This window comes from Acetobacter aceti (genome assembly GCF_002005445.1).
GTDB classification, from domain to species: Bacteria; Pseudomonadota; Alphaproteobacteria; order Acetobacterales; family Acetobacteraceae; genus Acetobacter; species Acetobacter aceti_B.
Map to the genome: position 1 here is coordinate 888,579 of NZ_CP014692.1, position 21,278 is coordinate 909,856.

The window sequence follows — 21,278 nt, forward strand, 5'->3', positions numbered from 1 at the left end:
CCGAGCTCATTGGGACCGTTTGGTTGATTCTGGGATACCATGGGATTTTATGGGACGTCAAATGAATCTGTAATAAAAATTGGCAGAAAACTGCGAAAAAAGACAAATAGGTCTTACTTCGTTCCTAAAAGGTTTCCAGAATGCAGGTATCCGTTAACAAGGATGGATGTTCTCGTTATGTTCTTTTAGGAATTTCTTATCGCTATATTAAAAATTCCGACCCGTTTGAGATCTGCCGGAGGGCTGATCCTTCGAAAGAAGAATCTCGTTTCTTTTGTGGGTCACAGGGAGTGGGGAGTGTGCCAGACGGTCTGTAAGCCGGGTTCTGTCCGTTCTCCGAAGAGACCGTGACGATCATTCCTCTGGGACGTGTCTTGCAACACGCCTCGCGCGACCAACCCGGACGGAAGGCGGGAGAACCTTTGGCAGTCAGGCTGCCTACCGTCCCTATTCGGTCTTGCTCCCGGTGGGGTTTGCCCTGCCGCCGCCGTTACCGGAAGCGCGGTGCGCTCTTACCGCACCGTTTCACCCTTGCCTCCAGCCTGCGAGCAGGCCCGGGAGGTGGTTTGTTTTCTGTGGCACTTTCCCTGAGGTCACCCTCGCCGGCCGTTAGCCGGCACCGTTCTCCCGTGGAGCCCGGACTTTCCTCCATCACCTGAAAGGCAACAGCGATCGCCCGACCGTCTGGCAGGCGCGGACCCTGCGCGCGCAGGACTGTTCCGTCAAGATACGGACTGGACATATTCTGATGTAAGCCACAGCCTGTTGAGGTCATGCTGAAGATTGAAATGCTCAAGAAACGTCTTTCTGTCAGAAGTTCTGCCGGTTATTCCGTCAGGGACAGACCGGACCTGACATCACGTCTTCTGCTGCGGGGACTTGATGCCGCCAGTCAGAAACGTCGCAAACACCGGCAGACTCTCAAGGCTTCGCAGGCAGCCCCGGTCATTCCTCATACGGTATCAGCTGCGTCGCTTGCCTATATAAGGCGTCTCACAAATCGCCCGTCATTTCCCATGCGTCTGTCCGCGCTTCCCTTGAAACGGGTCATTGATCTGCGTGTGCCGGGCGCTGCGGAACTGAGACCGGCGCGATTCTATCTTCCTTACGGAAAGGTAAGGGGCGTTGTTCTGTTCCTCCATGGTGGCGGCTTTGTGCATTGCGGGCTCAACTCCCATCACGGGATCTGTTGCCGTCTGGCGCGTGCGTCCGGCGCTGCTGTTCTGTCTTTCGATTACAGTCTTGCGCCCGAGCGTAAATTTCCAGCGGCGGTCGAAGATGTTTGGGCAGCTTTCAACTGGCTGGCGGCGGAAGCCTGGCGATGGGGTGGTTCGGTTGCAGTCGCGGGAGATAGTGCGGGCGGAACATTGGCGGCCGTTCTGTGCCAGAAAGTAAGACAGGTCCATCGGAATGGCGCAAACCCGTCACTTCCGGCTCCCGTCATGCAGGCGCTCTATTATCCGGCCACGCTTGGACGCGAGGAAACGCCGTCTCGTGAGAAATTCGCTCAGGGCTATTTCCTCACGAAAGCCATGATGGAATGGTACGGGAGTCAGTATGCCGCGTCGGAGGATGATCTGCTCAATCCTGACTTTGCTCCGGCATTACAGAAAGACCTGTCCGGGCTACCTCCCGCATGGATCGTGACAGCAGAGTGTGATCCGCTCAGGGATGAGGGGGCGCTTTATGCCCGGCGCCTCACGCAGGCGGGGAATATGGTCAGCTATACCTGCGCGCGCGGCGCGCTGCATGGTTTCCTGCTGTTTTATCCCATGATGAGAAAGGCGCGTCGTGTTCTGCGCCAGAGCGGACATGCGTTGCGGACGGCGTTCAGGGCATAGGCATGAGCGATCATCTGGTCTGTTAAACCGGGTGCGATTTCGTGTCCGCTGCTCATAGAGAGGTGCGCATGTGATTCCGCAATTCGTTGCACCGCTTGGCGTAGGTGGAGGCTTTTGAGGCGGTGAAGAAATTGATCAGAAATGCGCCTGCGAGCGAGAGGAATGAGAGCATGGTGAGGATTTCGCCCAGAAGTGGCATCTCGGCGTCATAATGCACGGCTGAATACCACAGCAGCCCAAGCCCGAGGATCGCGCCAAAAATTCCGAAAACACCGGTCGATTTCATCAGGGAATCTTCAATGGCCTCAAAGGCGGATGTTTCCCGCCACAGATCGAACAGCATGCGGTCAACTTCGCCCACGGCGTCGGCATGACTGGACTTCTCTTCCGCCGTCCGTTTATGGGGATTCTTGCGGTGGATATCGAGTTCCTGACGCGCCTTGGCGAAAACGCGACGACGCTCCTTGATGGCGGGAAGGCTGATATCGACAAAGCTCAGTATGGCGACATTGAGACCGGCTGAAAGCTGAATGACAGCCTGAAAATCGCCCCATGTAGCGCTCATTGAAGCTCCTGATTTTCTGTTTCCGCAGTCTTTAGCGCCACAGGGAATGCGGAGATAGATGGTGGAAAGCGTAACTGCTATCCCGAAATCAACGGACTGAAATTGGAAAATTTTATAAATAAAAATTTTTGTTTATTGTGATTTTTTATCGAAAATTTCTATGTTATGTAAATATAACTATTTATAAATAAAATAATTTATTGTAAATTGTTGTAAGTTAACAAATATGATATTCCATTATATTTTATTTGAGTATTTCTGATGTGATTTTCCCCATGATCCAATTCATTCTTGGGAAGCGTATCTCTCTCAGGATCATCGGATAATGTCTGTCGAATTTATTGGTTATGTCAGCGCTCAGGAGCAGACGGAGGTCGTTGGTCCAAATGGGCCTGTTGTAGATCCCGAGTATATTGCCAGCAGCGCCCTTATACAGGAACGGGGTGGTTTTGATCGTGCCCTGATCGCGTTCCATTCGACCTCTCCCGACAGTCTGCTGGTCGCACAGCATGCGGCATCGGCAACGGAACGTCTGGGATTGCTGATAGCCCATCGTCCCGGTTTCGCGGCGCCTACTCTTGCCGCCCGTCAGTTTGCAACGCTGGACCAATTGACCGGCGGGCGTATCGCCATGCACGTCATTACGGGTGGAAATGACAGGGAATTGCAGGCGGACGGCGATCATCTGACGAAAGCGGAGCGATACAGTCGCGCTGCTGAATATATCCGGATCGTTCGTCAGGAATGGCAGGAGAGCGCACCTTTTGACCATCATGGCGAGTATTATCAGGTCAGAGGCGCGCATTCGGATGTAAGGCCGGTCAGAACTGCCGGCATCCCGATCTATTTTGGTGGGGCATCTGAAGAAGCCATTGCTGTCACGGGCAAATATGCTGACGGCTATGCCTTGTGGGGTGAACCTCTCAAGGAGGCAGGTGAACTGGTCGGGCGGGTAAAGGATGCGGCTGCCCGACATGGCAGGCAGATCAGGTTTTCCGTTTCTTTCCGTCCAATCATAGAAAAAACGGAAGAACTGGCGTGGGAGCGGGCTGCGTCCATTCAGGCGCTTCTTGAAAAGCGGCAGGAAGAAGAGAAAGGACCGACAGGGATCGGTCTTGACCGTGCAGGTCGGAAGCCTACGTCTGAAAATCTGCCGACGAATGAAGGATCAAGACGTCTTCAGAAAATTGCAGCCAGAAGCAACCGCCATGATGAACGGCTATGGACGGGTGTCGCTCAGGCGACTGGTGGTCGGTGGAACTCCACATCGCTGGTAGGGACTGCGGATCAGGTCGCGGAAAGCCTGCTCCGTTATTACAGGATCGGCATCGAGACTTTTCTGATCCGTGGCTTTGATCCGCTTTCAGACGCCCTGACCTATGGCAGCGAGCTTATTCCCCGCGTAAGGGCGCTCGTTGAGCGTGAAGAACGATGTGGCAGATAATATAAAGTAATATTCAAAAACACATCCTGCCAGTCATCGTTTTTCGGAGATAGTTTTTATGGCCCACATTGGGTTGCGTTCCTTTCTGATCGCCTCGCTATCCGGTATTTCTGCAGCGCATGCCGCAACACCACATGCTTCAGTGGGTCATGCGCCGCGTAAGCTCCACCCGCAGGCAGCAGCACCTGAGGCTGTTGAAAAACATACCATAACTCCAAAGCATGTTACGGGAGGATCGGAAGCCATTACGGTAAGAACAGTCCGGAATGCTCCCCGTCTTGCCCGGCATGTCCCTCTGGGTGCGCTTGGAAACAGATCTGAATTTGACACGCCTTTTTCGGTCAGTTCCATTTCAGCCGCCAAGATTGAAGCAATGCAGGCATCCGACATCAATGATGTCATGCGCTATGAACCCGGTGTTCAGGCCAATTCCAACGGAACCTCCACGGCGTCAGGCTCAAGTGTCCGCGTGCGCGGGCTCAATCTCGACTGGACCAACGGTTACAAAATCGACGGGATGGCGATCCCTTACTGGTATATCGACCTGCCTGTTGCGAATTTTGACACCATTCAGGTTTTCAAGGGAGCATCCGCTTTCATGTATGGTTTCGGATCGCCGGGTGGCGTTCTGGATTACCGTCTGAAAGCCCCGGTGGAAAACAGGAAAGTCACGCTGGAAGCGGGCTACCGTTCAGATGCGGTTTTCCGGCAGATGCTGGATGTCGGCGGTTCTCTTGATTCTGCCCATCGTATCCAGACACGCCTTTCTTTCGCAAGTGAGGTCGGGAACCAGTACAACGCCAGTTTTGTGAGAAATCTTTCAACCTCTTTCACTACAGACGTGCGTATTACTGATAAACTGCATTGGCACTTCAACAGTTTTTACCTGAATACTCTCCAGAAAGGAATGGTCAACACGATCGCGTCTGCAAATGGTGTGGACGCCATCAAGACCATCAGCGGACGCTCTGTCTTCGGTGCGAAAGATTCCTGGAAGACGAATGACATGAAGCGGTTCAGTACGGGATTCGACTGGGAGTTTGCAAAAAACTGGTCTGCGGCGCTGACCTATGGCTACACACATCTCGATGAGCAGTTTCCGTCCAACCAGGTGACTTTTACAAACCCGAACGGGAATTATTACAGCCGGGCTTTCGAGATGATGCGCGTCCTGACCTATCATCAGGTCGATGCCATCACACAGGGACATTTCACGACCGGACCGATACATCATGATGTCATCGCCGGGATCACCTGGTTAAGGCAGATGTTCGATGCGGATGCCAACTCTGGCGCCAATGGTCCCCTCGAATACGGCAATATCCATGATGGGAGACCAATCATCACCAGCGCAACGCATTTCAGTCCCCGCATATATCGCTACATTGATTACCAGCAGGTCTCGCCATTCTGGAGTGATACGTTCAGTTATGGAAAATGGTCGTTGATGGCCGGAGCCCGTTACACGGATTATCTTGAGAACGATTATTCGACAACAGGGAGCAGGACAGCAGCTCATCGTAACAATCCGGTTACGCCCATCGTCTCCCTGAGCTACAAGATTACGCCGGAAATCAATGCCTATTTCAGTTGGGTGCAGGCCATGCAGGCTGGAGGGCAGGCGGGGTCAAGCAATGTGAACTACATGCAGGTGTTCGGCCCGATACGAAGCGATCAGTACGAAGCCGGTATCAAGGTGCAGCGTAAAACCTTCAGTGGCACGCTCGCCGTGTTCCGTATGGATACAGGCGCCGCCTATACGAATGCCCAGAATTATTATGTTCAGGACGGCAAGTCCCGTTATCAGGGTGTGGAAGCATCGGCCTCGTGGCTCCTGACGCGGGATCTGAACGTCAATGGCAGCCTTGCTTATCTGGACGCCCGATATGTGAAGGCCGCTGTCGGCTATACAGGCCACAAACTGGAAGCGGTTGCGCCTTTTCAGGCTGCTTTCAATGCCGATTACCGGATACGCCCGGTCAAGGGGCTCAGCGTGAACGCCGGTTTCAATTTTGTCTCACGGAACTGGCTTGACGCCGCCAACACAATCCGCCTTCCATCCTACATCGTGGGGAATGTGGGGGCCTCGTATGCTGTGAATGTCGGGGGGCATCCGATGGTGTTTCGGGCGGCGGTCGAGAATATTGGCAATGTTCGTTACTGGCTGAGCAGGGGGAGCCGGAATCTGTTTCCCGGCGCGCCCCGCACTGTGACGCTGAGCGCGCGTTTCGATCTGTAGAAAACAGGCTGCCGGGAGGGAGGAGCGTAAGAGGCGGACGTCCTTTACGCTCCTTTAATTACAAGCATTTCTGGAGCCAAGGACGCCAGTTCTGGACCGTTTTTATAAAACGTGGCCTGATAGAGCACCTCAAAACGGCAGAAAACCCGGATAGAACGGCTCAGGCCATTCCGTCGCCAGCCGAAATGTTCTAGGACGCTCAAAAGACCATAAGGGGAATAGCCGTTCTGTCAGGGCGCGAGAGCGCTTCATGACGTTCCGATGCTCCCCAATGGTCGCGGTGATGAGGCTCGTAGCAGCCGGATTTTGAGCAGAAAGAGGAAACGCGCCCATGGTGCCTCGCTACACACGACCCGCAATGCTGGCTATCTGGGCCCCCGAAAACCGCTACCGGATCTGGTTCGAAATCGAGGCGCTGGCGTGCGAGGCTATGGCTGAACTGGGCGAGATCCCCAAGGAATCCGCCCGCACTATCCGCGAGAAGGGCGACGCCGCGATGGCCGCGTTCTCGCAGGCCGACCTTGACCGCATCGACGCCATCGAGGCCGAGACCCGTCACGATGTGATCGCCTTCCTGACATGGCTCGCGGAAAAGATCGGTCCGGACAGTCGTTTCGTGCATCTCGGCATGACGTCTTCCGACGTGCTCGATACCTGCCTTTCGGTCCAGCTGACGCAGGCGACCGACCTTCTGCTCACCGACCTCGATACGGTTCTGGCAGCGCTGAAGAAGCAGGCTTTCGAGCACAAATACACGCTGACCATTGGCCGCAGCCATGGCATCCACGCCGAACCGACCTCGTTCGGTCTCAAGATGGCAGGCCATTACGCCGAATTCGAGCGCAACAGGACGCGTCTGGAAACGGCTCGTGCCGAGATCGCCACCTGCGCCATATCGGGCGCTGTCGGCACGTTCGCGCATCTTGATCCACGTGTCGAAGCCTATGTCGCAGAGAAGCTTGGTCTGAAGGCGGAGCCGGTTTCCACACAGGTCATTCCCCGCGACCGTCATGCTGCCTATTTCTGTGCACTGGGCGTCATCGCCAGCGGTATCGAGCGTCTGGCGACGGAAGTGCGTCATCTCCAGCGTTCGGAAGTGCGGGAGGCGGAAGAGTTCTTCCACAAGGGTCAGAAGGGCTCTTCCGCGATGCCGCACAAGCGGAATCCGGTCCTGTCCGAAAATCTCACGGGTCTGGCCCGTCTGGTGCGTGCCGCTGTCATTCCGGCACTTGAGAATGTGGCGTTGTGGCACGAGCGCGACATCAGCCACTCCTCGGTCGAGCGTAACATCTGCCCGGATGCGACAATCGGCCTCGATTTCGCGCTGGCCCGTCTGGCGGGCATGATGGACAAGCTGCTGGTTTATCCGGACCAGATGGCCGCCAACATCGAAAGCCTCGGCGGTGTCGTGCATTCCGGCGAAGTGCTGCTGGCTCTGGCCCGCGCCGGTGTGCTGCGTGAGGACGCCTACCGCATCGTACAGCGTTGCGCGATGGAGACATGGACCAAGCTCGGCAAGCCGGGATTCAGGACTTTCCGCGAGAATCTGGATGCTGATCCGGAAATCGCCGGCCGGATTGCCCCGGAAGTGCTGGACACCGCCATGGACAGCCGCTCGCACCTGAAAGCCGTCGATGAACGCTACAAGCTGATCTTCGGTGAGGCCGGTCCGCAGGCCTGACTGGTCCTGAAACCGTCTTTCCGGAAAGACGGTTTCAATTTTTTATAAAGCGTAATGTGGACGGTCGCAGATGGATCTGATCGCGCAGCGTCGGCACATGCTGACGGGTTTCTGTTACAACGATCTGACGCCCGAACTGGTTGAAGCCCGGGCGCGGGCCGTCCATCTCTCTGACCGTTACGACGACAGTTTCGGTCGTCCGCAGGCGGAGCGTGAGCAGCTCCTGCGGACCCTTCTGCATCACGTGGGCAATGGAGCCCATTTCGAACCCCGTTTCCGGTGCGAGTTTGGCTTCAATATTTCCGTCGGTGAAAAATTCTACGCCAACTTCGACTGCATCATTCTTGATGCCGCGACGGTAGCCATCGGCGACAGCGTGCTGTTTGGCCCTCGGGTCGGTATTTATACGGCCAATCATGCCATTGATCCCGATGAACGCGTCGCCGGGGCCTGTTGCGCCCGACCTGTGAAGATTGGAAACCGCGCCTGGATCGGGGCCGGAGTTCATATCAATCCCGGCGTCACGATCGGCGATAACAGCATTATCGGATCAGGAAGTGTTGTGACGAAGGATATTCCTTCCAACGTCATCGCGGCGGGTGTGCCATGCAGGGTCATACGATCCATCACTCTGGACGATCGAACCGGTTTTTCGGCTTTTTGAGCGGATTAAGCGCTTTTTTGCCGGTTTTTTGCAGAAAATAACATGTATCTAATATGTATGTTTAATGCCGAAGCGTTCTTTCAGCGCGGCGTTACCCACGTGCGTTTCTCCAACCCGGCAGTATCATCTCGCTTCGAAGGCTGCTAAGAGGCAGCCGCAGGAGGCCTGTGTTGGGCCGGAAAACTGCGGGTTGGTCTGTTTTAATCTTCCCGCTAGCCGAGAGTGAGCAAGAACGACCATGGCCCGCCGCCGCCAGTTGTATGAAGGTAAAGCCAAGATCCTGTTTGAAGGGCCGGAACCCGGAACCCTCGTGCAGTATTTCAAGGACGACGCCACGGCAGGAAATGGCGCGAAACATGGTATCATCACCGGCAAGGGTGTCCTGAACAATCGTATCAGCGAATACATCATGCTGCGGTTGCAGGAGATCGGTATCCCCACACACTTCATCCGCCGGATCAACATGCGGGAGCAGCTGATCCGTGAGGTGGAGATCATTCCGCTGGAGATCGTGATCCGGAACATCGCCGCAGGCAGTATCGCCAAGCGTCTTGGTATTCCGGAAGGCACGCGTCTGCCGCGTTCGATCGTCGAGTATTATTACAAAAACGATGCTCTCGGTGACCCGATGGTGGCTGAGGAGCATATCACGGCGTTCGGCTGGGCCAACCCGCATGATCTGGATGACATGGTCGCCATGTCGCTGCGTGTGAATGATTTCCTGATGGGGCTGTTCGCCGGCGTCGGGATTTCACTGGTCGATTTCAAGCTGGAGTTCGGGCGTCTCTGGGAAGGCGAGGAGATGCGCATCATCCTTGCGGATGAGATTTCTCCCGATAACTGTCGTCTGTGGGACTCCAAGACAAACGAGAAGCTCGACAAGGACCGTTTCCGTCGGGATATGGGGCAGGTCGAAGAAGCCTATCAGGAAGTCGCCCGTCGTCTCGGCATTCTGCCCGAGGCCGGAAATGGCGATCTCAAAGGTTCTGAAACAATGCAGTGAACACGCCGTTCAGGGTGTGTTTGAAAGAGTAAGGCCGGAAGGCCGGAGGGCGATATGAAGGTTCGCGTGACTGTTTCTCTGAAAGAGGGTGTGCTTGACCCGCAGGGGAAGGCCATTGGCCACGCCCTTCATGTTCTGGAATTTCCGGAAGTGAAGGAAGTCCGGGTCGGCAAGGTGATCGAACTGGATGTCGATGGTTCCGATGCGGCGGCAGTTGAAGCGCGCGCCACCGAGATGGCGAAGCAGCTTCTCGCCAATGAAGTCATCGAGGATTTTGCTGTAGAGGTGGTGAAATGAGCCGCTTTTCCGTTTTTTCGTCCGCTCTGCTGCTCACGTCTGGACTGTTTGCAGCGGATTCTGCCATGGCGCAGCGCATCTCCCCAATGACGGCAGGAAACTTCGGTCGCATCTGCACCCGTCCTGCCGGTGCGTCCGTGTGTGACGCCTACATCTCCGGTCTGGCGGATGCTGGCGCTCTTTCAAAAATCAATGACCGCAATGAGGGCGACCCGAACGCTCCTGCCGGTTTCTGTGTTCCAGCCGATGAAACAAGCGCCGCCATGCGGGGCAAGGTCATCACGTGGCTGAAAGCGCATAAGGATGTTCTGCAGAAACCTGTTGGTGAAGGCGTCTTCGCCGCGCTGCATGATTCCTACCCCTGCGCTACCCCCTCCAAGCCTGCGGAACAGAAGAAATGAAAGCCGGTATCGTCGTTTTTCCGGGGACCAACCGGGAGCGCGACATGGCCATCGCCCTGAAGGCGGTGACCGGTCAGGCTCCGAAAATCCTCTGGCACCGGGACACCGAGCTTCCCGAGCTTGATCTCGTCGTTCTGCCTGGCGGATTCAGCTATGGCGATTACCTTCGCTGTGGTGCGATGGCCGCTCATTCACCGATCATGCGGGAAATCCGTGCGTTCGCTGAAAAAGGTGGCCACATCCTAGGCGTCTGCAATGGCTTCCAGATCCTGACGGAAACCGGTCTGCTGCCGGGGGCGTTGCTGAAGAATGCTGGCCTGCGCTTCCTGTCGCAGGACTGCCATCTCCGCGTCGAGAACGCCGGGACGCCGTTCACGCGCCGCTGGAAGAAGGGCGATGTGTTCCGTACGCCGCTCGCTCATGGTGACGGTAACTATGTCGCGGACCCCGAGACGCTGAAGGCGCTTCAGGGCGAGGACCGCGTGGCGTTCCGCTACTCCGCGCCGAACGGTACGGTGGACGCGGCTGACCGCGAGAGCAATCCGAACGGCAGCCTCGACGCCATCGCCGGTATCCTGAGCGCGAATTCCCGTATCTGCGGCATGATGCCGCATCCGGAAGATCTGGTTGATCCGCTGATGGGTGGAGAAGACGGCAAGCCCCTGTTCGACAGTCTGGTGGAGGCGCTGGTCCGATGAGCAGCAAGCAGAAAGCGGTCAACGCCGATCTGGCCCGCGAATTCGGCCTGTCGGCTGAGGAATATGATCGCGTCCTCGCCATCATGGGCCGTACGCCGAGTTTCACGGAACTGGGTGTGTTCTCGGTCATGTGGTCCGAGCATTGCTCCTATAAATCCTCCCGCAAGTGGCTGCGGACCCTGCCGACCACGGCGCCGTGGGTCATCCACGGTCCGGGCGAGAACGCCGGTGTGGTCGATATCGGGCAGGGACTGGCCGCCATCTTCAAGATGGAGAGCCACAACCATCCGTCCTTCATCGAGCCCTATCAGGGCGCGGCGACGGGCGTCGGCGGCATCCTGCGTGACGTGTTCACGATGGGCGCGCGTCCGGTCGCCAACCTGAACGCCCTGCGTTTCGGTTCGCCGGAAACACCCCGCACACGTCAGATCGTGGACGGTGTCGTGCGTGGTATCGGCGGCTACGGCAACTGCGTCGGCGTGCCGACAGTCGGCGGCGAGGTGAACTTCCACCCGGCCTATGACGGCAACCCGCTGGTCAACGCCATGACGGTCGGCGTCGCCCGTCAGGACAGGATTTTCCTGTCGGCTGCGGCGGGTGTTGGCAATCCGGTGGTGTATGTCGGCTCCAAGACCGGCCGCGACGGCATCCACGGTGCGACCATGTCCTCCGCCGAATTCGACGAGAACGCGCTGGCCAAGCGTCCGACCGTGCAGGTTGGCGACCCGTTCGTCGAGAAGCTGCTGATCGAGGCATGCCTTGAACTGATGGCGACCGACGCGATCGTGGCCATTCAGGACATGGGCGCTGCCGGCCTGACGTCCTCGTCCGTCGAAATGGCGGGCAAGGGCGGTGTCGGCATCGACCTTGACCTCGACGCCGTTCCGCAGCGCGAGCCGAACATGACGGCCTATGAGATGATGCTCTCCGAGAGTCAGGAGCGCATGCTCATCGTCATCAAGCCGGAACGCACCGAAGTCGCCCGTGCGATCTTCGAGAAGTGGGAACTGGATTTCGCGGTCATCGGTCATCTGACCGACACCGGCAACATCGTCGTGCGCCACAAAGGGCAGGTCGAAGCCGAGATTCCGCTGGACCCGCTGGCGGAGCAGGCGCCGATCTATGATCGTCCGACCGCGCCTCTGCCTGCGCCGGAGCCGGTTGGTGACATCCATGATCCGCTCGGTCTGGAGCAGACGCTCATCCGTCTGGTCGGCTGTCCGGACGTCGCCTCGCGTGCATGGATCTGGAACCAGTATGACAGCACGGTCGGCGGTCAGACCGTGCGTCGCCCGGGTGGTGCGGATGCGGCCATCGTCAAGATCGAGGATACGTCCATCGGTCTGGCGCTGACCACGGACTGCACGCCGCGCTACTGCCGCGCCAACCCGAAGAAGGGTGGCGCCCAGGCGGTGGCCGAGGCATGGCGCAACATCACGGCGACCGGCGCGCGTCCGCTGGCCGTGACGGACAACCTGAACTTCGGCAATCCCGAGAAGCCCGAGATCATGGCGCAGTTTGTCGGCGCTATCGAAGGCATCGGTGAAGCCTGCCGTGCGCTCGACTTCCCGATCGTGAGTGGCAACGTCTCGCTTTACAACGAGACCCGCAATCCGGACGGCACCACGTCAGCCATTCTGCCGACCCCGGCGCTCGGCGGTCTGGGTGTGCTGGATGATGTCACGAAGAACGTCGGTCTCGGTATGCCCGAGAACGGCACGCTGATCCTCGTGGGTGAAACGAAGGGGCATCTCGGCCAGTCGCTCTGGCTGCGGGAAATCCTTGGCCGCGAAACGGGCGATGCGCCTGATGTCGATCTGGCCGCCGAGCGTCGCAATGGCGATTTCGTGCGTGAGCAGATTGCATCGGGCGTGGTGAAAGCCTGTCACGACGTCTCGGATGGCGGTATTCTGATCGCCGCCGCCGAGATGGTCATGGCGACCGGCAATGGCTGCACGCTTGAGCCGCCGCAGTCCGGCATGCGTCCGGAAGCATTCTGGTTCGGTGAGGATCAGGCCCGCTATCTGGTTGCTGTTGAGGGCGACGGCAAGGCGTTCCTTGCTGCCGCGGAAAACGCTGGTGTTTCGGTCAGCGTGGCGGCTTCCATCGGTGGCGACTCTCTGGTTCTTCCCAGTGGGGCGAGGGTGTCCGCGGCGCGTATGAATGTGGCTCATGCCGCATTCTTCCCGGCCCTGATGGATCGCTGAAGATGATGTTTCGGGCCGGGTAGTTTCCCGGCCTTAAAAGGAGTAACGGCCATGGCCATGAGTGCGGCGGATATCGAAGCCTACATCCACAAGGCGTTCCCTGACGCAAAAGTGAGCATCGACGATCTGGCGGGCGACGGCGATCATTACGCCTGTACTGTCGTCAGTGAAGCCTTTCGCGGATTGCCTCGCGTGAAACAGCACAAGCTGGTCTATAATGCGCTGGAAGGACATATGGGCGGGACGCTGCACGCGCTTGCACTCAAGACGTCAGCCCCCTGACTGTCCCCGATTTCTGAATGAAGCCGGGTGGTCTTCGCAATCGCTGTGGGACCTGCCGGAAACTGGAGTAAGCAGATATGTCGACACCTGTCGGTCAGCGCATTCAGGCGCTCGTTGAAGAAAACCCCGTCATGCTGTTCATGAAGGGTACACCGGATTTCCCGCAGTGCGGTTTTTCCGCCCGCGTCGTGCAGGTGCTGAACCACCTTGGCGTGCCGTTCAGGGCCGAGAATGTTCTGGCTGATCCTGAAATGCGCGAAGGCATCAAGATTTTCTCTGACTGGCCCACCATTCCGCAGCTTTATGTCAAGGGCGAGTTCATCGGCGGCTGCGATATCATCATGGAAATGGCCCAGTCCGGCGAGTTGCAGACGCTGCTCAGGGAAAACGGAATCGCCTCCGCCACGGCGTGAGGTTTTCCGGCCTGCAATATCGTTTCGCCACGATGTTGCAGGTTTTTGTTTTCTGTTTGTTCTTTTTGAAGAGTATATTTCGTGAACGATAGAAATGAAATAGTAATTTACTCGAATTAGAGAGATTCAGCGGGTTGTGGGTATGGCGTAATGACGTATACTCGCATGGAGAAACGAAATCCGGGGATGACAATGATCAGGACGATACTGCGGAAGCTGACGATTATCACGGCAGGTATTTCTGCAGTTGTTATGGTCGCCAATGTCAAATCTGCTCACGCCGAGCGTATCATCTCCGATTATGAAGCCAGCAAGTTGACCCTCGAGTCTCTCACGGCTGTGCCTGTTTATCATCCCATCGTGCATCATGTTTCCGCACGTCATGCCGCGGTCGCCTCACGCAGTCGCACAGTTCTGGCATCCCGTGCGCAGTCGGCTCACCCGATGGTTCATCTCGTGTCTTTTCACGTGGTGAAGAAGGCGTCGCACGCTGCACACATGCGTAATCGCACCTGATATTTTTCTTCCGGAGTGTGAGGCTGTAAGCCACCTGACAGTGTCGGGTGGCTTTTTCTATGTCTGAATCTCTTCCATCTGCCTTCAATTCTGCCAGAAGGCGTTACGAATTCTTCTGGGAATGCCGGTTTCATCCACCAGAATGACATCAAACACGATGGTGTCGTATGCCCATTCGGGATGGATGGCGAGGAGGAACTCCGCAGCCTTCATAATCCGGCCGCGCTGCCGGGCGCTGAGACATTCCGCCGCGTGTGCGTAGGTTGCCCTCTTCTTGACCTCGATAAAACTCAGTTGTCCTTCCTTGAGGGCGACAAGATCAATCTCTCCCAGAGGTGTCCGTGCCCGCCGTAGAAGAATCTGCCAGCCGTGCGTTGTGAGAGCCTGTTCGGCAATGCTCTCCGCCTGAACACCGTTTCGCCAGGCAGTCCGGCCACGTTCCGGTTGTCGCGTCATGTAGGCCTCTCTTTGGCGCTGTCCGCAGTCCCGTCCAGTAAGCTAAAGAACGTCCTGAACGGATAGGGAAGGGGGCGAAGATCCTGCCGACGGCTTCAACGCTTCTGCTGGATGGGTTTCTGGTCAGTCATTGTGCTGTCGTCATGGTGGCGGCCGGCCATATTCTCCTGACAAAACGGGATACTTCCGCAGCGATCGGATGGATCGGAACGGTCTGCGTCATGCCGTTTGTCGGGGTTTGCCTCTACCTTTTCTTCGGCATCAATCGCGTTCACCGTCTGGCGCGAAAACTGGTGAAAGCCCGCAATCCACAGGAAGGCGACTCAGATTCGGCGGTTCGCTGGAGCCGGAGCGGAGAAGGAACATTCAAGCCTCTTTCCCGAATGGTCGGTCGGATAACCGGACGTCCGCTGCTCGGAGGGAATCGCCTCGATATCCTGATTGACGGAGACAATGCCTACCCGGCGATGCTGGAGGCGATCAGGCAGGCCGAACGCAGCATCATGCTGTCATCCTATATTTTCAGGCATGATCAGACTGGAAAAATATTTGTCGCAGCCTTGACCGATGCTCATCGACGCGGTGTCGCCGTTCGTGTCCTGCTCGATGGTATTGGCGCAGGGTATTTCATGTGTCGGGCTGCGAAGGCGTTGAATGAGGCCGGCGTGCCCTGCAGGCGGTTCCTGCATTCGGTTCTGCCGTGGCGTATGCCGTTCATAAATCTCCGGAATCATCGCAAAATTCTGGTGGCGGACGGTATGACGGGCTTTATCGGCGGCCTGAATATCGGTGACGAAAACTGCGCTGCGACCGACATTGCAAACCGTGTCGGCGATATGCATTTCCGTGTGCGCGGGCCGGTGGTCAGGCAACTGGCCGAAGCTTTTGCCTGGGACTGGTCCTTTACCTGTGGCGAGGAACTGGCCGGAAGAACCTGGTTTCCACCGCTTGCGGAAGAAGGGACCGACCTGCTCCGCGTGGTGACAGCCGGGCCGGATACGGATCTTGAAAAGATCGAATACACGGTTTTGCAGGCCATCACACTGGCGCGGCGGAGTGTCCGGCTGATGACACCCTATTTCCTTCCCGGCACACGGATTCAGGCCGAACTGGCGCTGGCCGCGCTGCGTGGCGTGCAGGTTGAGGTCGTCATTCCCGGTCGCAGCAATCATCGTGTCATCGACTGGGCGTGTCGGGCAGACATTCACCCGCTGCTTGACGCCGGCTGCCGTGTGTGGCTGAGCGGTCCTCCCTTCAATCATGCCAAGCTGATGGTGGTGGATCGGGAGTGGGCGTTTGTCGGAAGCTCGAATTTTGACACCAGAAGCCTGCGGCTCAATTTTGAAATCAACGTGGAAAGTTACAGGACTGGCTTTGCGGAGCAGATTGACGACTTCATATCCAGCCATCGGCGCGGGCGACTCACGCACCACGATCTTGATGAACGCACTCTCCCTGTCAAATTGCGGGATGCCGCGATGCGCCTGTTGTCCCCCTATCTCTGACTGCTCCCGCTATTGGGCGATCCATTGAATTGGGACTCCAGACGGCGTAGGGAAAATGCCGGAAACAGTCGATGGTGACCTGGCCGGAAAACGGTTGAGTGGCACGATGGGCAACAACTGAAGTGTGGTGCGGTGATGACTTACACTCCCTTGCGTGTCGGGATTGCGGGCCTTTCAGGACGGATGGGGCAGGGGCTGTTAAAAAGTACTCTTGAAGCTGGCTGTGTGGTTGTTGGCGGCACCTGCCGCGACCCGGAAGCGGCTGCCTTGAGTCTGGCTGATCTCACCAGAGAGGGTTCGATCACGCTCTGCACGGATATGACACAGCTTGCGGAAATTTCTGACGTCGTAATCGATTTCACTCACGTCTCATCCGTGGCCGATCATGCCAGAGCGTTGAAGGGCGCTGGTGTTGCATGGATACTGGGAACGACCGGACTGTCGGAGTCTGAGCAGCGGGCGGTGGATGACGCCGCGCAGACCATTGCTGTGGTGCAGGCGGCGAATTTCTCGGCAGGTGTGACGCTGATGCTCAGGCTGGCCCGCGAGATGGGGATGGCGCTGTCGGCGGAACGGTTCGACGCGGAAATTGTCGAGATGCATCACCGCCAGAAGGTCGATGCGCCATCCGGTACGGCTCTGGCGATTGGGGAGGCCGTGGCGCAGGGCCGGGACGTCAAGCTGTCCGATGTGCGTGCGCCTGTGCGGGAAGGTCAGTGCGGCGCTCGCAAGACGGGTGAAATCGGCTTTGCTGCATTGCGTGGGGGACAGATCGTCGGTGAGCACGAACTGCTGTTCACGTCCGCCACCGAGCAGATCACCCTTGGCCATCGCGCTTTCGACCGTCGTGTTTTTGCGGATGGCGCGGTGCAGGCCGCTGAATGGGTTAGAGGCAAAATAGCAGGTCTTTACAGTATGGAAGACGTACTCGGTCTTTCCTGAGCCAGCAAGATACGAGTTCTGCTGATAGCGGATATCAGGTCTTGCAACTTGACCCCGCCGCCGTCATCCGCCAAACGACAGAACTCTCAATACCGAGATCTTCGCAAAACGCGAAACTTTCACCCTATAGCGAGGCAGTCGGCACAATCATGCTCAAGCAAGGCGATTTCCTGTTTACCTCGGAATCGGTGTCCGAAGGCCATCCCGACAAAGTGGCGGACCGGATCAGCGATACGGTTCTGGATGCTTACCTGACAGCAGACCCGGAAGCGCGCGTCGCCTGCGAGACGCTGGTGACAACCAACCGCGTCGTTCTTGCCGGTGAAGTCCGTGGTCCGTCGTCCATCACGTCGGAAGGCCTGATCGAAGCGGCTCGTGAAGCCATCCGTGACATTGGTTACGATCAGGCTGGCTTTTCCTGGAAGAATGCTGAAATCAGCAACTACCTGCATGCGCAGTCCGCCGACATCGCTGTCGGCGTCGATAGCGCGGGCGAGAAGGACGAGGGCGCCGGCGATCAGGGCATCATGTTCGGCTTCGCGACCAACGAGACCGAGACGCTGATGCCAGCGCCGCTGTATTACTCCCACAAGATCCTCAAGACGATGCGCGATCTGCGTCGCGCTGGCGATCCGCGTGCCGCTGGCCTCCAGCCGGACGCCAAGAGCCAGGTAACCCTGCGCTACGTGAACGGCAAGCCCGTCGAAGCCACGTCTGTTGTCATCTCGACACAGCATGACGACGGCATGGACCAGAATATCATCCGCAACGAGCTGCGCGCCATCGTCAAGGACGTGCTGCCGGAAGGCTGGATGCCGGCTGACAAGGAATTCTACGTCAACCCGACCGGTATCTTCGTGATCGGTGGTCCGGACGGCGACGCCGGTCTGACAGGCCGCAAGATCATCGTCGACACGTACGGCGGCGCGGCCCCTCATGGCGGCGGCGCGTTCTCCGGCAAGGACCCCACAAAGGTTGACCGGTCCGCAGCGTACGCAGCCCGCTATCTGGCGAAGAACGTCGTGGCCGCCGGTCTTGCCGACCGCTGCACGCTTCAGCTGTCCTACGCCATCGGCGTGTCACACCCGCTTTCGGTCTATGTCGACTTCGACGGCACAGGCAATGACGTGGACGAGGCCAAGCTGGTGAAGGTCCTGCGCGAGGTGATGAACCTCTCCCCGCGCGGTATCCGTCAGCATCTGCGTCTGAACCGCCCGATCTACACCGAGACGTCTGCATACGGTCACTTCGGTCGGACGCCTGACGAAGCCCGTGACACGTTCCCCTGGGAGCGCACGGACCTCGTTGACGCGCTGCGTAACGCTTTCAACCGCTGAAAGCAGGACGATGAGTGTGGTGGGTGAAGAGAGTGGCGCGGTTGCTCCGCATGAGAGTGACGAGAAAGCCGCTGTCACTCTGAAGCCGCCGGCTCAACGTCTTTATGGTCGCCAGCGGGGTCACCCTCTGCGCGACCGGCAGCAACGTCTGATGGATGAGGCGCTGCCCCGGATAAGGTTTCCGGAAGATAAAGCCTCCGATCCGAAAGCAGCCTTCGATACCCGGCCTGAGCAGGTCTGGCTGGAGGTCGGTTTCGGTGGGGGAGAGCATGTTCTCTCCCAGATCGCGATGCATCCTTCCGTTGGTTACATTGCCTCGGAAGTGTTCGAGAACGGTCTCTGCTCGCTTCTTGCGCCACTGTTTCCGTCACGGGAGGAAGCAACCTCGCCGGTGCCGCCGTTTCTGCGTCTGTGGAATGATGATGCGCGCCTGCTGTTGCAACATCTGCCGGAAGCCTCGCTTGACCGGATGTTTCTGATGTTCCCCGACCCCTGGCCGAAAAAGCGTCATGCCAAGCGTCGCTTCGTCCATCCCGGTAATCTGCCGTTTGTCGCGCGTGCGCTGAAGCCGGGTGCGATCTGGCGTGTGGCGAGTGATGATCCGACCTATCAGGCCTGGGTTGAAGAAGTCATGGGCAAGCAGGATTTCTTCGAGACAGCGCCACCGGCGCTTGAGCGTCCGGAAGGCTGGCCACCGACGCGTTATGAGGCGAAGGCGATCCGGGCAGGCCGCCAGCCGATGTACTGGACGTTTGTGCGCAGGTAGTGTCCCGGAAAGTTTTTGCGAGATTGCTTCCGCGTTATTTGGAAGAGTAAAAGCTCAAGCTGCCGTCCTTCTCATGAGGCGGCATTCCATGAAGCTTTCTGGAAAAAGCTTCACCAAAAACTTCTTTGTACTTTCAGATTTTTTTGCTGAGTAGTGCAATCTTCTTGCTCTCAATAAGGCGCTGTTGAGGATTACAGATTAAAAAGATCGGCAGAGGTCTGTATCTGCCTTGTCTTTTGTAGAAGTGCGTCCATGCTGCTCGACAGTCTTCCTCACCTCGATCCTGTCATCCGTAAAGAAATCGACCTGAAGCTGTCCGGGATCGAGAGGGAGCATGCTGTCCGTATCCTCTTCGCTGTCGAGAGCGGTAGTCGGGCCTGGGGCTTTCCCTCTCCCGACAGCGATTATGATGTGCGGTTCGTCTATGTGCATGAGGAAGGCTGGTATCTTTCCCTCACACCGGGGCGGGATGTCATAGAACAGCCTGTCACCGAGATATGGGATATCAATGGCTGGGATATCCGCAAGGCGCTGAACCTGCTTCTCAAGCCTAACCCGGTGCTTGTCGAATGGCTTTCCAGTCCTGTTCATTACCGATGGAGCGATGCGGCTGACCAACTCGTGAAGTTAGGGCGGAGGACGGGTGATTCGACAGCCTATCTGCATCATTATCTGCGTCTGGGAAGCCAGCAGAAACATCTTGCGGAGATAGCCTACGCGAAGACGGGCGTTACTCATTATAAAAGACTGTTTTATGCCCTGCGACCTGCAATGGCGATCCGGTGGATACGGACGCGACCGGGAATTGTCCCACCCATGAATTTTCAGAAACTCTGTGCCGGAGGCGGACTGACTGTTGGAGAAAAGCGGGAGATCGTACGCCTGCTGGCCCTCAAGATGAAGGCGGAGGAAAATGCTTTGGGACCATCTGTTCTGATTCTCGACTCACTGATTGAAGCAGAATTCGAGTGGGCCAGAAAGCAGGCTTCTGTCCTGCCAGCAGCAGATTTGCAGGCAGAGGCGGAGATGCTGTTCCGCGCCATTGTCCGTGGTGCAGTGTCATGAAGAATGACACTGACAGAGTGTGCGGATGTTTCTTTCGCGCCATGTCCGTCAGAAAGAAGGACGGCCTGTAGTCGGATCGAGATTACAGGCTGTTCTGAATGCCTGCTTTGATAGTGTGCCGCCCATTCCCTGTGGGCAGGAGCAGGGCGTTTTGGTCGTCAGTGTGTCTCTGCGGACTTGATCACGTCATAGCCTGCTGAACCCGGAGGTGGCCCTGCGGGCGGCAGATCATCGGCAGTGACCGAAATCAGTTGCTGCGCATCAGGTCCGATCTGATGTGCATTCAGGGCTGTTCCATAAACGCCCGTAGCGCCCGGTCCTGCTGCATACAGCGTGGCGCCCGGCGCCAGCCAGGCCGAAATCTTTGAAGCGTCGCGGATCGGTACGCGGACGACCGTGTGATCCTTCAGAATGGCTCCGATCAGCACGCCCTGAATGCTATAGAGCGGGCAGGCGACCTCGCCATGCACCACGATGTCTGGTCCGGTGATCATTTCAGGCGAATGCTGAGGCAGGGTGATGCCGACATCTTCTGAACGGCTGCCACGGGGGCCGTTAAGCGAGAAGGCGTGGATGATGGGAAGCGTTTTCCCTTTCAGTCCAGTGCCGGTAATTTTTTCACCCTGTTTGACGATCTTGGGGAGGTCCCAGGACAGATCCTGTGAAACAAGCACCTGTGTGCCGTCAGAGAGAAGCAGACCGGTTACTCCGCCCCCAGCCGAGGGGATATACTGCGCCACCGTTCCACTGAAGGCGGGGAGCACTGACAGGTCATAGACGGAAACTGGTCCGCTGCCGGCTGATGATGAGGCTGCGAGAACGGGAGAAGCGCTGAGCGCCGCGGCAGAAACGGCAGCGATGACAGCAAGGCGAAACAGGTGGCGCATGACTGGTCCAATCGTTCACTGGCCGTTAGCCAAGGAGCGAACAGGCCGGAAGAGCGCAAAACATAAGGC

General features: G+C 57.5%; 21 protein-coding genes and 1 other RNA gene. 18 read left to right on the top strand and 4 right to left on the bottom strand.

All coding sequences use genetic code 11. The features are described 5' to 3' along the window. Nucleotides 1–298: 298 nt before the first annotated feature. Nucleotides 299–688: RNase P RNA component class A (gene rnpB, locus A0U92_RS04080), an RNA gene on the bottom strand. Nucleotides 689–773: 85 nt separating this feature from the next. Between rnpB and A0U92_RS04085 the strand changes: the two genes are divergently transcribed. Further along, nucleotides 774–1,841 carry an alpha/beta hydrolase gene (locus A0U92_RS04085; protein WP_077812112.1) on the top strand — a complete coding sequence of 356 codons (1,068 nt, stop codon included), beginning with the start codon at nucleotides 774–776 and terminating at the stop codon, nucleotides 1,839–1,841. Nucleotides 1,842–1,893: 52 nt separating this feature from the next. Here A0U92_RS04085 and A0U92_RS04090 read toward each other — a convergent pair whose 3' ends face one another. Next, nucleotides 1,894–2,406, bottom strand: coding sequence for a hypothetical protein (locus tag A0U92_RS04090; RefSeq protein ID WP_077812113.1), 513 nt, complete (start codon nucleotides 2,404–2,406; stop codon nucleotides 1,894–1,896). 325 nt (nucleotides 2,407–2,731) lie between these two features. On the opposite strand from A0U92_RS04090, the gene A0U92_RS04095 reads away from it, so the two are divergent. The 12 genes from A0U92_RS04095 (at nucleotide 2,732) to A0U92_RS04150 (ending at nucleotide 14,251) form a co-directional block, all read left to right on the top strand. Then, nucleotides 2,732–3,850, top strand: coding sequence for an LLM class flavin-dependent oxidoreductase (locus A0U92_RS04095; protein ID WP_077812114.1), 1,119 nt, complete (start codon nucleotides 2,732–2,734; stop codon nucleotides 3,848–3,850). A 58-nt stretch (nucleotides 3,851–3,908) separates the two neighbouring features. Beyond that, nucleotides 3,909–6,089, top strand: a complete 2,181-nt coding sequence (locus A0U92_RS04100) for a TonB-dependent siderophore receptor (protein WP_077812115.1) — start codon at nucleotides 3,909–3,911, stop codon at nucleotides 6,087–6,089. A gap of 331 nt (nucleotides 6,090–6,420) precedes the next feature. Continuing rightward, the gene (gene purB / locus A0U92_RS04105; RefSeq protein WP_077812116.1) at nucleotides 6,421–7,770 is read left to right on the top strand and encodes an adenylosuccinate lyase; all 1,350 of its coding nucleotides are present in this window, start codon (nucleotides 6,421–6,423) and stop codon (nucleotides 7,768–7,770) included. 70 nt (nucleotides 7,771–7,840) lie between these two features. Next, nucleotides 7,841–8,434, top strand: coding sequence for a sugar O-acetyltransferase (locus A0U92_RS04110; RefSeq protein ID WP_077812117.1), 594 nt, complete (start codon nucleotides 7,841–7,843; stop codon nucleotides 8,432–8,434). Nucleotides 8,435–8,672: 238 nt separating this feature from the next. Continuing rightward, the gene (purC, locus tag A0U92_RS04115) at nucleotides 8,673–9,437 is read left to right on the top strand and encodes a phosphoribosylaminoimidazolesuccinocarboxamide synthase (RefSeq protein WP_077812118.1); all 765 of its coding nucleotides are present in this window, start codon (nucleotides 8,673–8,675) and stop codon (nucleotides 9,435–9,437) included. A 54-nt stretch (nucleotides 9,438–9,491) separates the two neighbouring features. Next, entirely contained in the window at nucleotides 9,492–9,734 is a 243-nt protein-coding gene (purS, locus tag A0U92_RS04120) for a phosphoribosylformylglycinamidine synthase subunit PurS (RefSeq protein ID WP_077812119.1), read from the top strand. Then, nucleotides 9,731–10,135, top strand: coding sequence for a Rap1a/Tai family immunity protein (locus tag A0U92_RS04125; protein ID WP_077812120.1), 405 nt, complete (start codon nucleotides 9,731–9,733; stop codon nucleotides 10,133–10,135). Before purS ends, A0U92_RS04125 begins: the two co-directional genes overlap by 4 nt. Beyond that, nucleotides 10,132–10,833 (top strand): phosphoribosylformylglycinamidine synthase subunit PurQ, encoded by a 702-nt coding sequence (gene purQ, locus A0U92_RS04130; protein WP_077812121.1) that lies wholly within the window; start codon nucleotides 10,132–10,134, stop codon nucleotides 10,831–10,833. The genes A0U92_RS04125 and purQ overlap by 4 nt, the downstream gene beginning before the upstream one ends. Continuing rightward, nucleotides 10,830–13,040, top strand: a complete 2,211-nt coding sequence (gene purL / locus A0U92_RS04135; RefSeq protein ID WP_077812122.1) for a phosphoribosylformylglycinamidine synthase subunit PurL — start codon at nucleotides 10,830–10,832, stop codon at nucleotides 13,038–13,040. The genes purQ and purL overlap by 4 nt, the downstream gene beginning before the upstream one ends. 51 nt (nucleotides 13,041–13,091) lie before the next feature. Then, nucleotides 13,092–13,322, top strand: coding sequence for a BolA/IbaG family iron-sulfur metabolism protein (locus tag A0U92_RS04140; RefSeq protein ID WP_077812123.1), 231 nt, complete (start codon nucleotides 13,092–13,094; stop codon nucleotides 13,320–13,322). A gap of 77 nt (nucleotides 13,323–13,399) precedes the next feature. After that, the gene (grxD, locus tag A0U92_RS04145; protein WP_077812124.1) at nucleotides 13,400–13,735 is read left to right on the top strand and encodes a Grx4 family monothiol glutaredoxin; all 336 of its coding nucleotides are present in this window, start codon (nucleotides 13,400–13,402) and stop codon (nucleotides 13,733–13,735) included. A 192-nt stretch (nucleotides 13,736–13,927) separates the two neighbouring features. After that, nucleotides 13,928–14,251 carry a hypothetical protein gene (locus tag A0U92_RS04150; RefSeq protein WP_236748269.1) on the top strand — a complete coding sequence of 108 codons (324 nt, stop codon included), beginning with the start codon at nucleotides 13,928–13,930 and terminating at the stop codon, nucleotides 14,249–14,251. 84 nt (nucleotides 14,252–14,335) lie between these two features. Here the strand turns inward: A0U92_RS04150 and A0U92_RS04155 are convergent, their stop codons facing one another. Next, a complete protein-coding gene (locus A0U92_RS04155; RefSeq protein WP_077812125.1) occupies nucleotides 14,336–14,707 on the bottom strand; it encodes a YraN family protein in 372 nt (123 codons plus the stop codon). A 104-nt stretch (nucleotides 14,708–14,811) separates the two neighbouring features. On the opposite strand from A0U92_RS04155, the gene cls reads away from it, so the two are divergent. The 5 genes from cls to A0U92_RS04180 all read left to right on the top strand — a co-directional run bounded on the left by cls (nucleotide 14,812) and on the right by A0U92_RS04180 (nucleotide 20,322). Further along, complete coding sequence (cls, locus tag A0U92_RS04160) at nucleotides 14,812–16,212, top strand: cardiolipin synthase (protein ID WP_257788164.1); 1,401 nt, start codon at nucleotides 14,812–14,814, stop codon at nucleotides 16,210–16,212. A 135-nt stretch (nucleotides 16,213–16,347) separates the two neighbouring features. Beyond that, complete coding sequence (gene dapB, locus A0U92_RS04165; protein ID WP_077812127.1) at nucleotides 16,348–17,154, top strand: 4-hydroxy-tetrahydrodipicolinate reductase; 807 nt, start codon at nucleotides 16,348–16,350, stop codon at nucleotides 17,152–17,154. 149 nt (nucleotides 17,155–17,303) lie between these two features. Next, a complete protein-coding gene (gene metK / locus A0U92_RS04170; RefSeq protein ID WP_077812128.1) occupies nucleotides 17,304–18,491 on the top strand; it encodes a methionine adenosyltransferase in 1,188 nt (395 codons plus the stop codon). A 10-nt stretch (nucleotides 18,492–18,501) separates the two neighbouring features. Then, on the top strand, nucleotides 18,502–19,257 hold the full coding sequence (trmB, locus tag A0U92_RS04175) for a tRNA (guanine(46)-N(7))-methyltransferase TrmB (RefSeq protein WP_077812129.1): 756 nt from the start codon (nucleotides 18,502–18,504) through the stop codon (nucleotides 19,255–19,257). A gap of 252 nt (nucleotides 19,258–19,509) precedes the next feature. Further along, nucleotides 19,510–20,322 carry a nucleotidyltransferase domain-containing protein gene (locus A0U92_RS04180; RefSeq protein WP_077812130.1) on the top strand — a complete coding sequence of 271 codons (813 nt, stop codon included), beginning with the start codon at nucleotides 19,510–19,512 and terminating at the stop codon, nucleotides 20,320–20,322. 158 nt (nucleotides 20,323–20,480) lie between these two features. Here A0U92_RS04180 and A0U92_RS04185 read toward each other — a convergent pair whose 3' ends face one another. Continuing rightward, nucleotides 20,481–21,209, bottom strand: a complete 729-nt coding sequence (locus A0U92_RS04185; RefSeq protein ID WP_077812131.1) for a hypothetical protein — start codon at nucleotides 21,207–21,209, stop codon at nucleotides 20,481–20,483. Nucleotides 21,210–21,278: the final 69 nt, after the last annotated feature.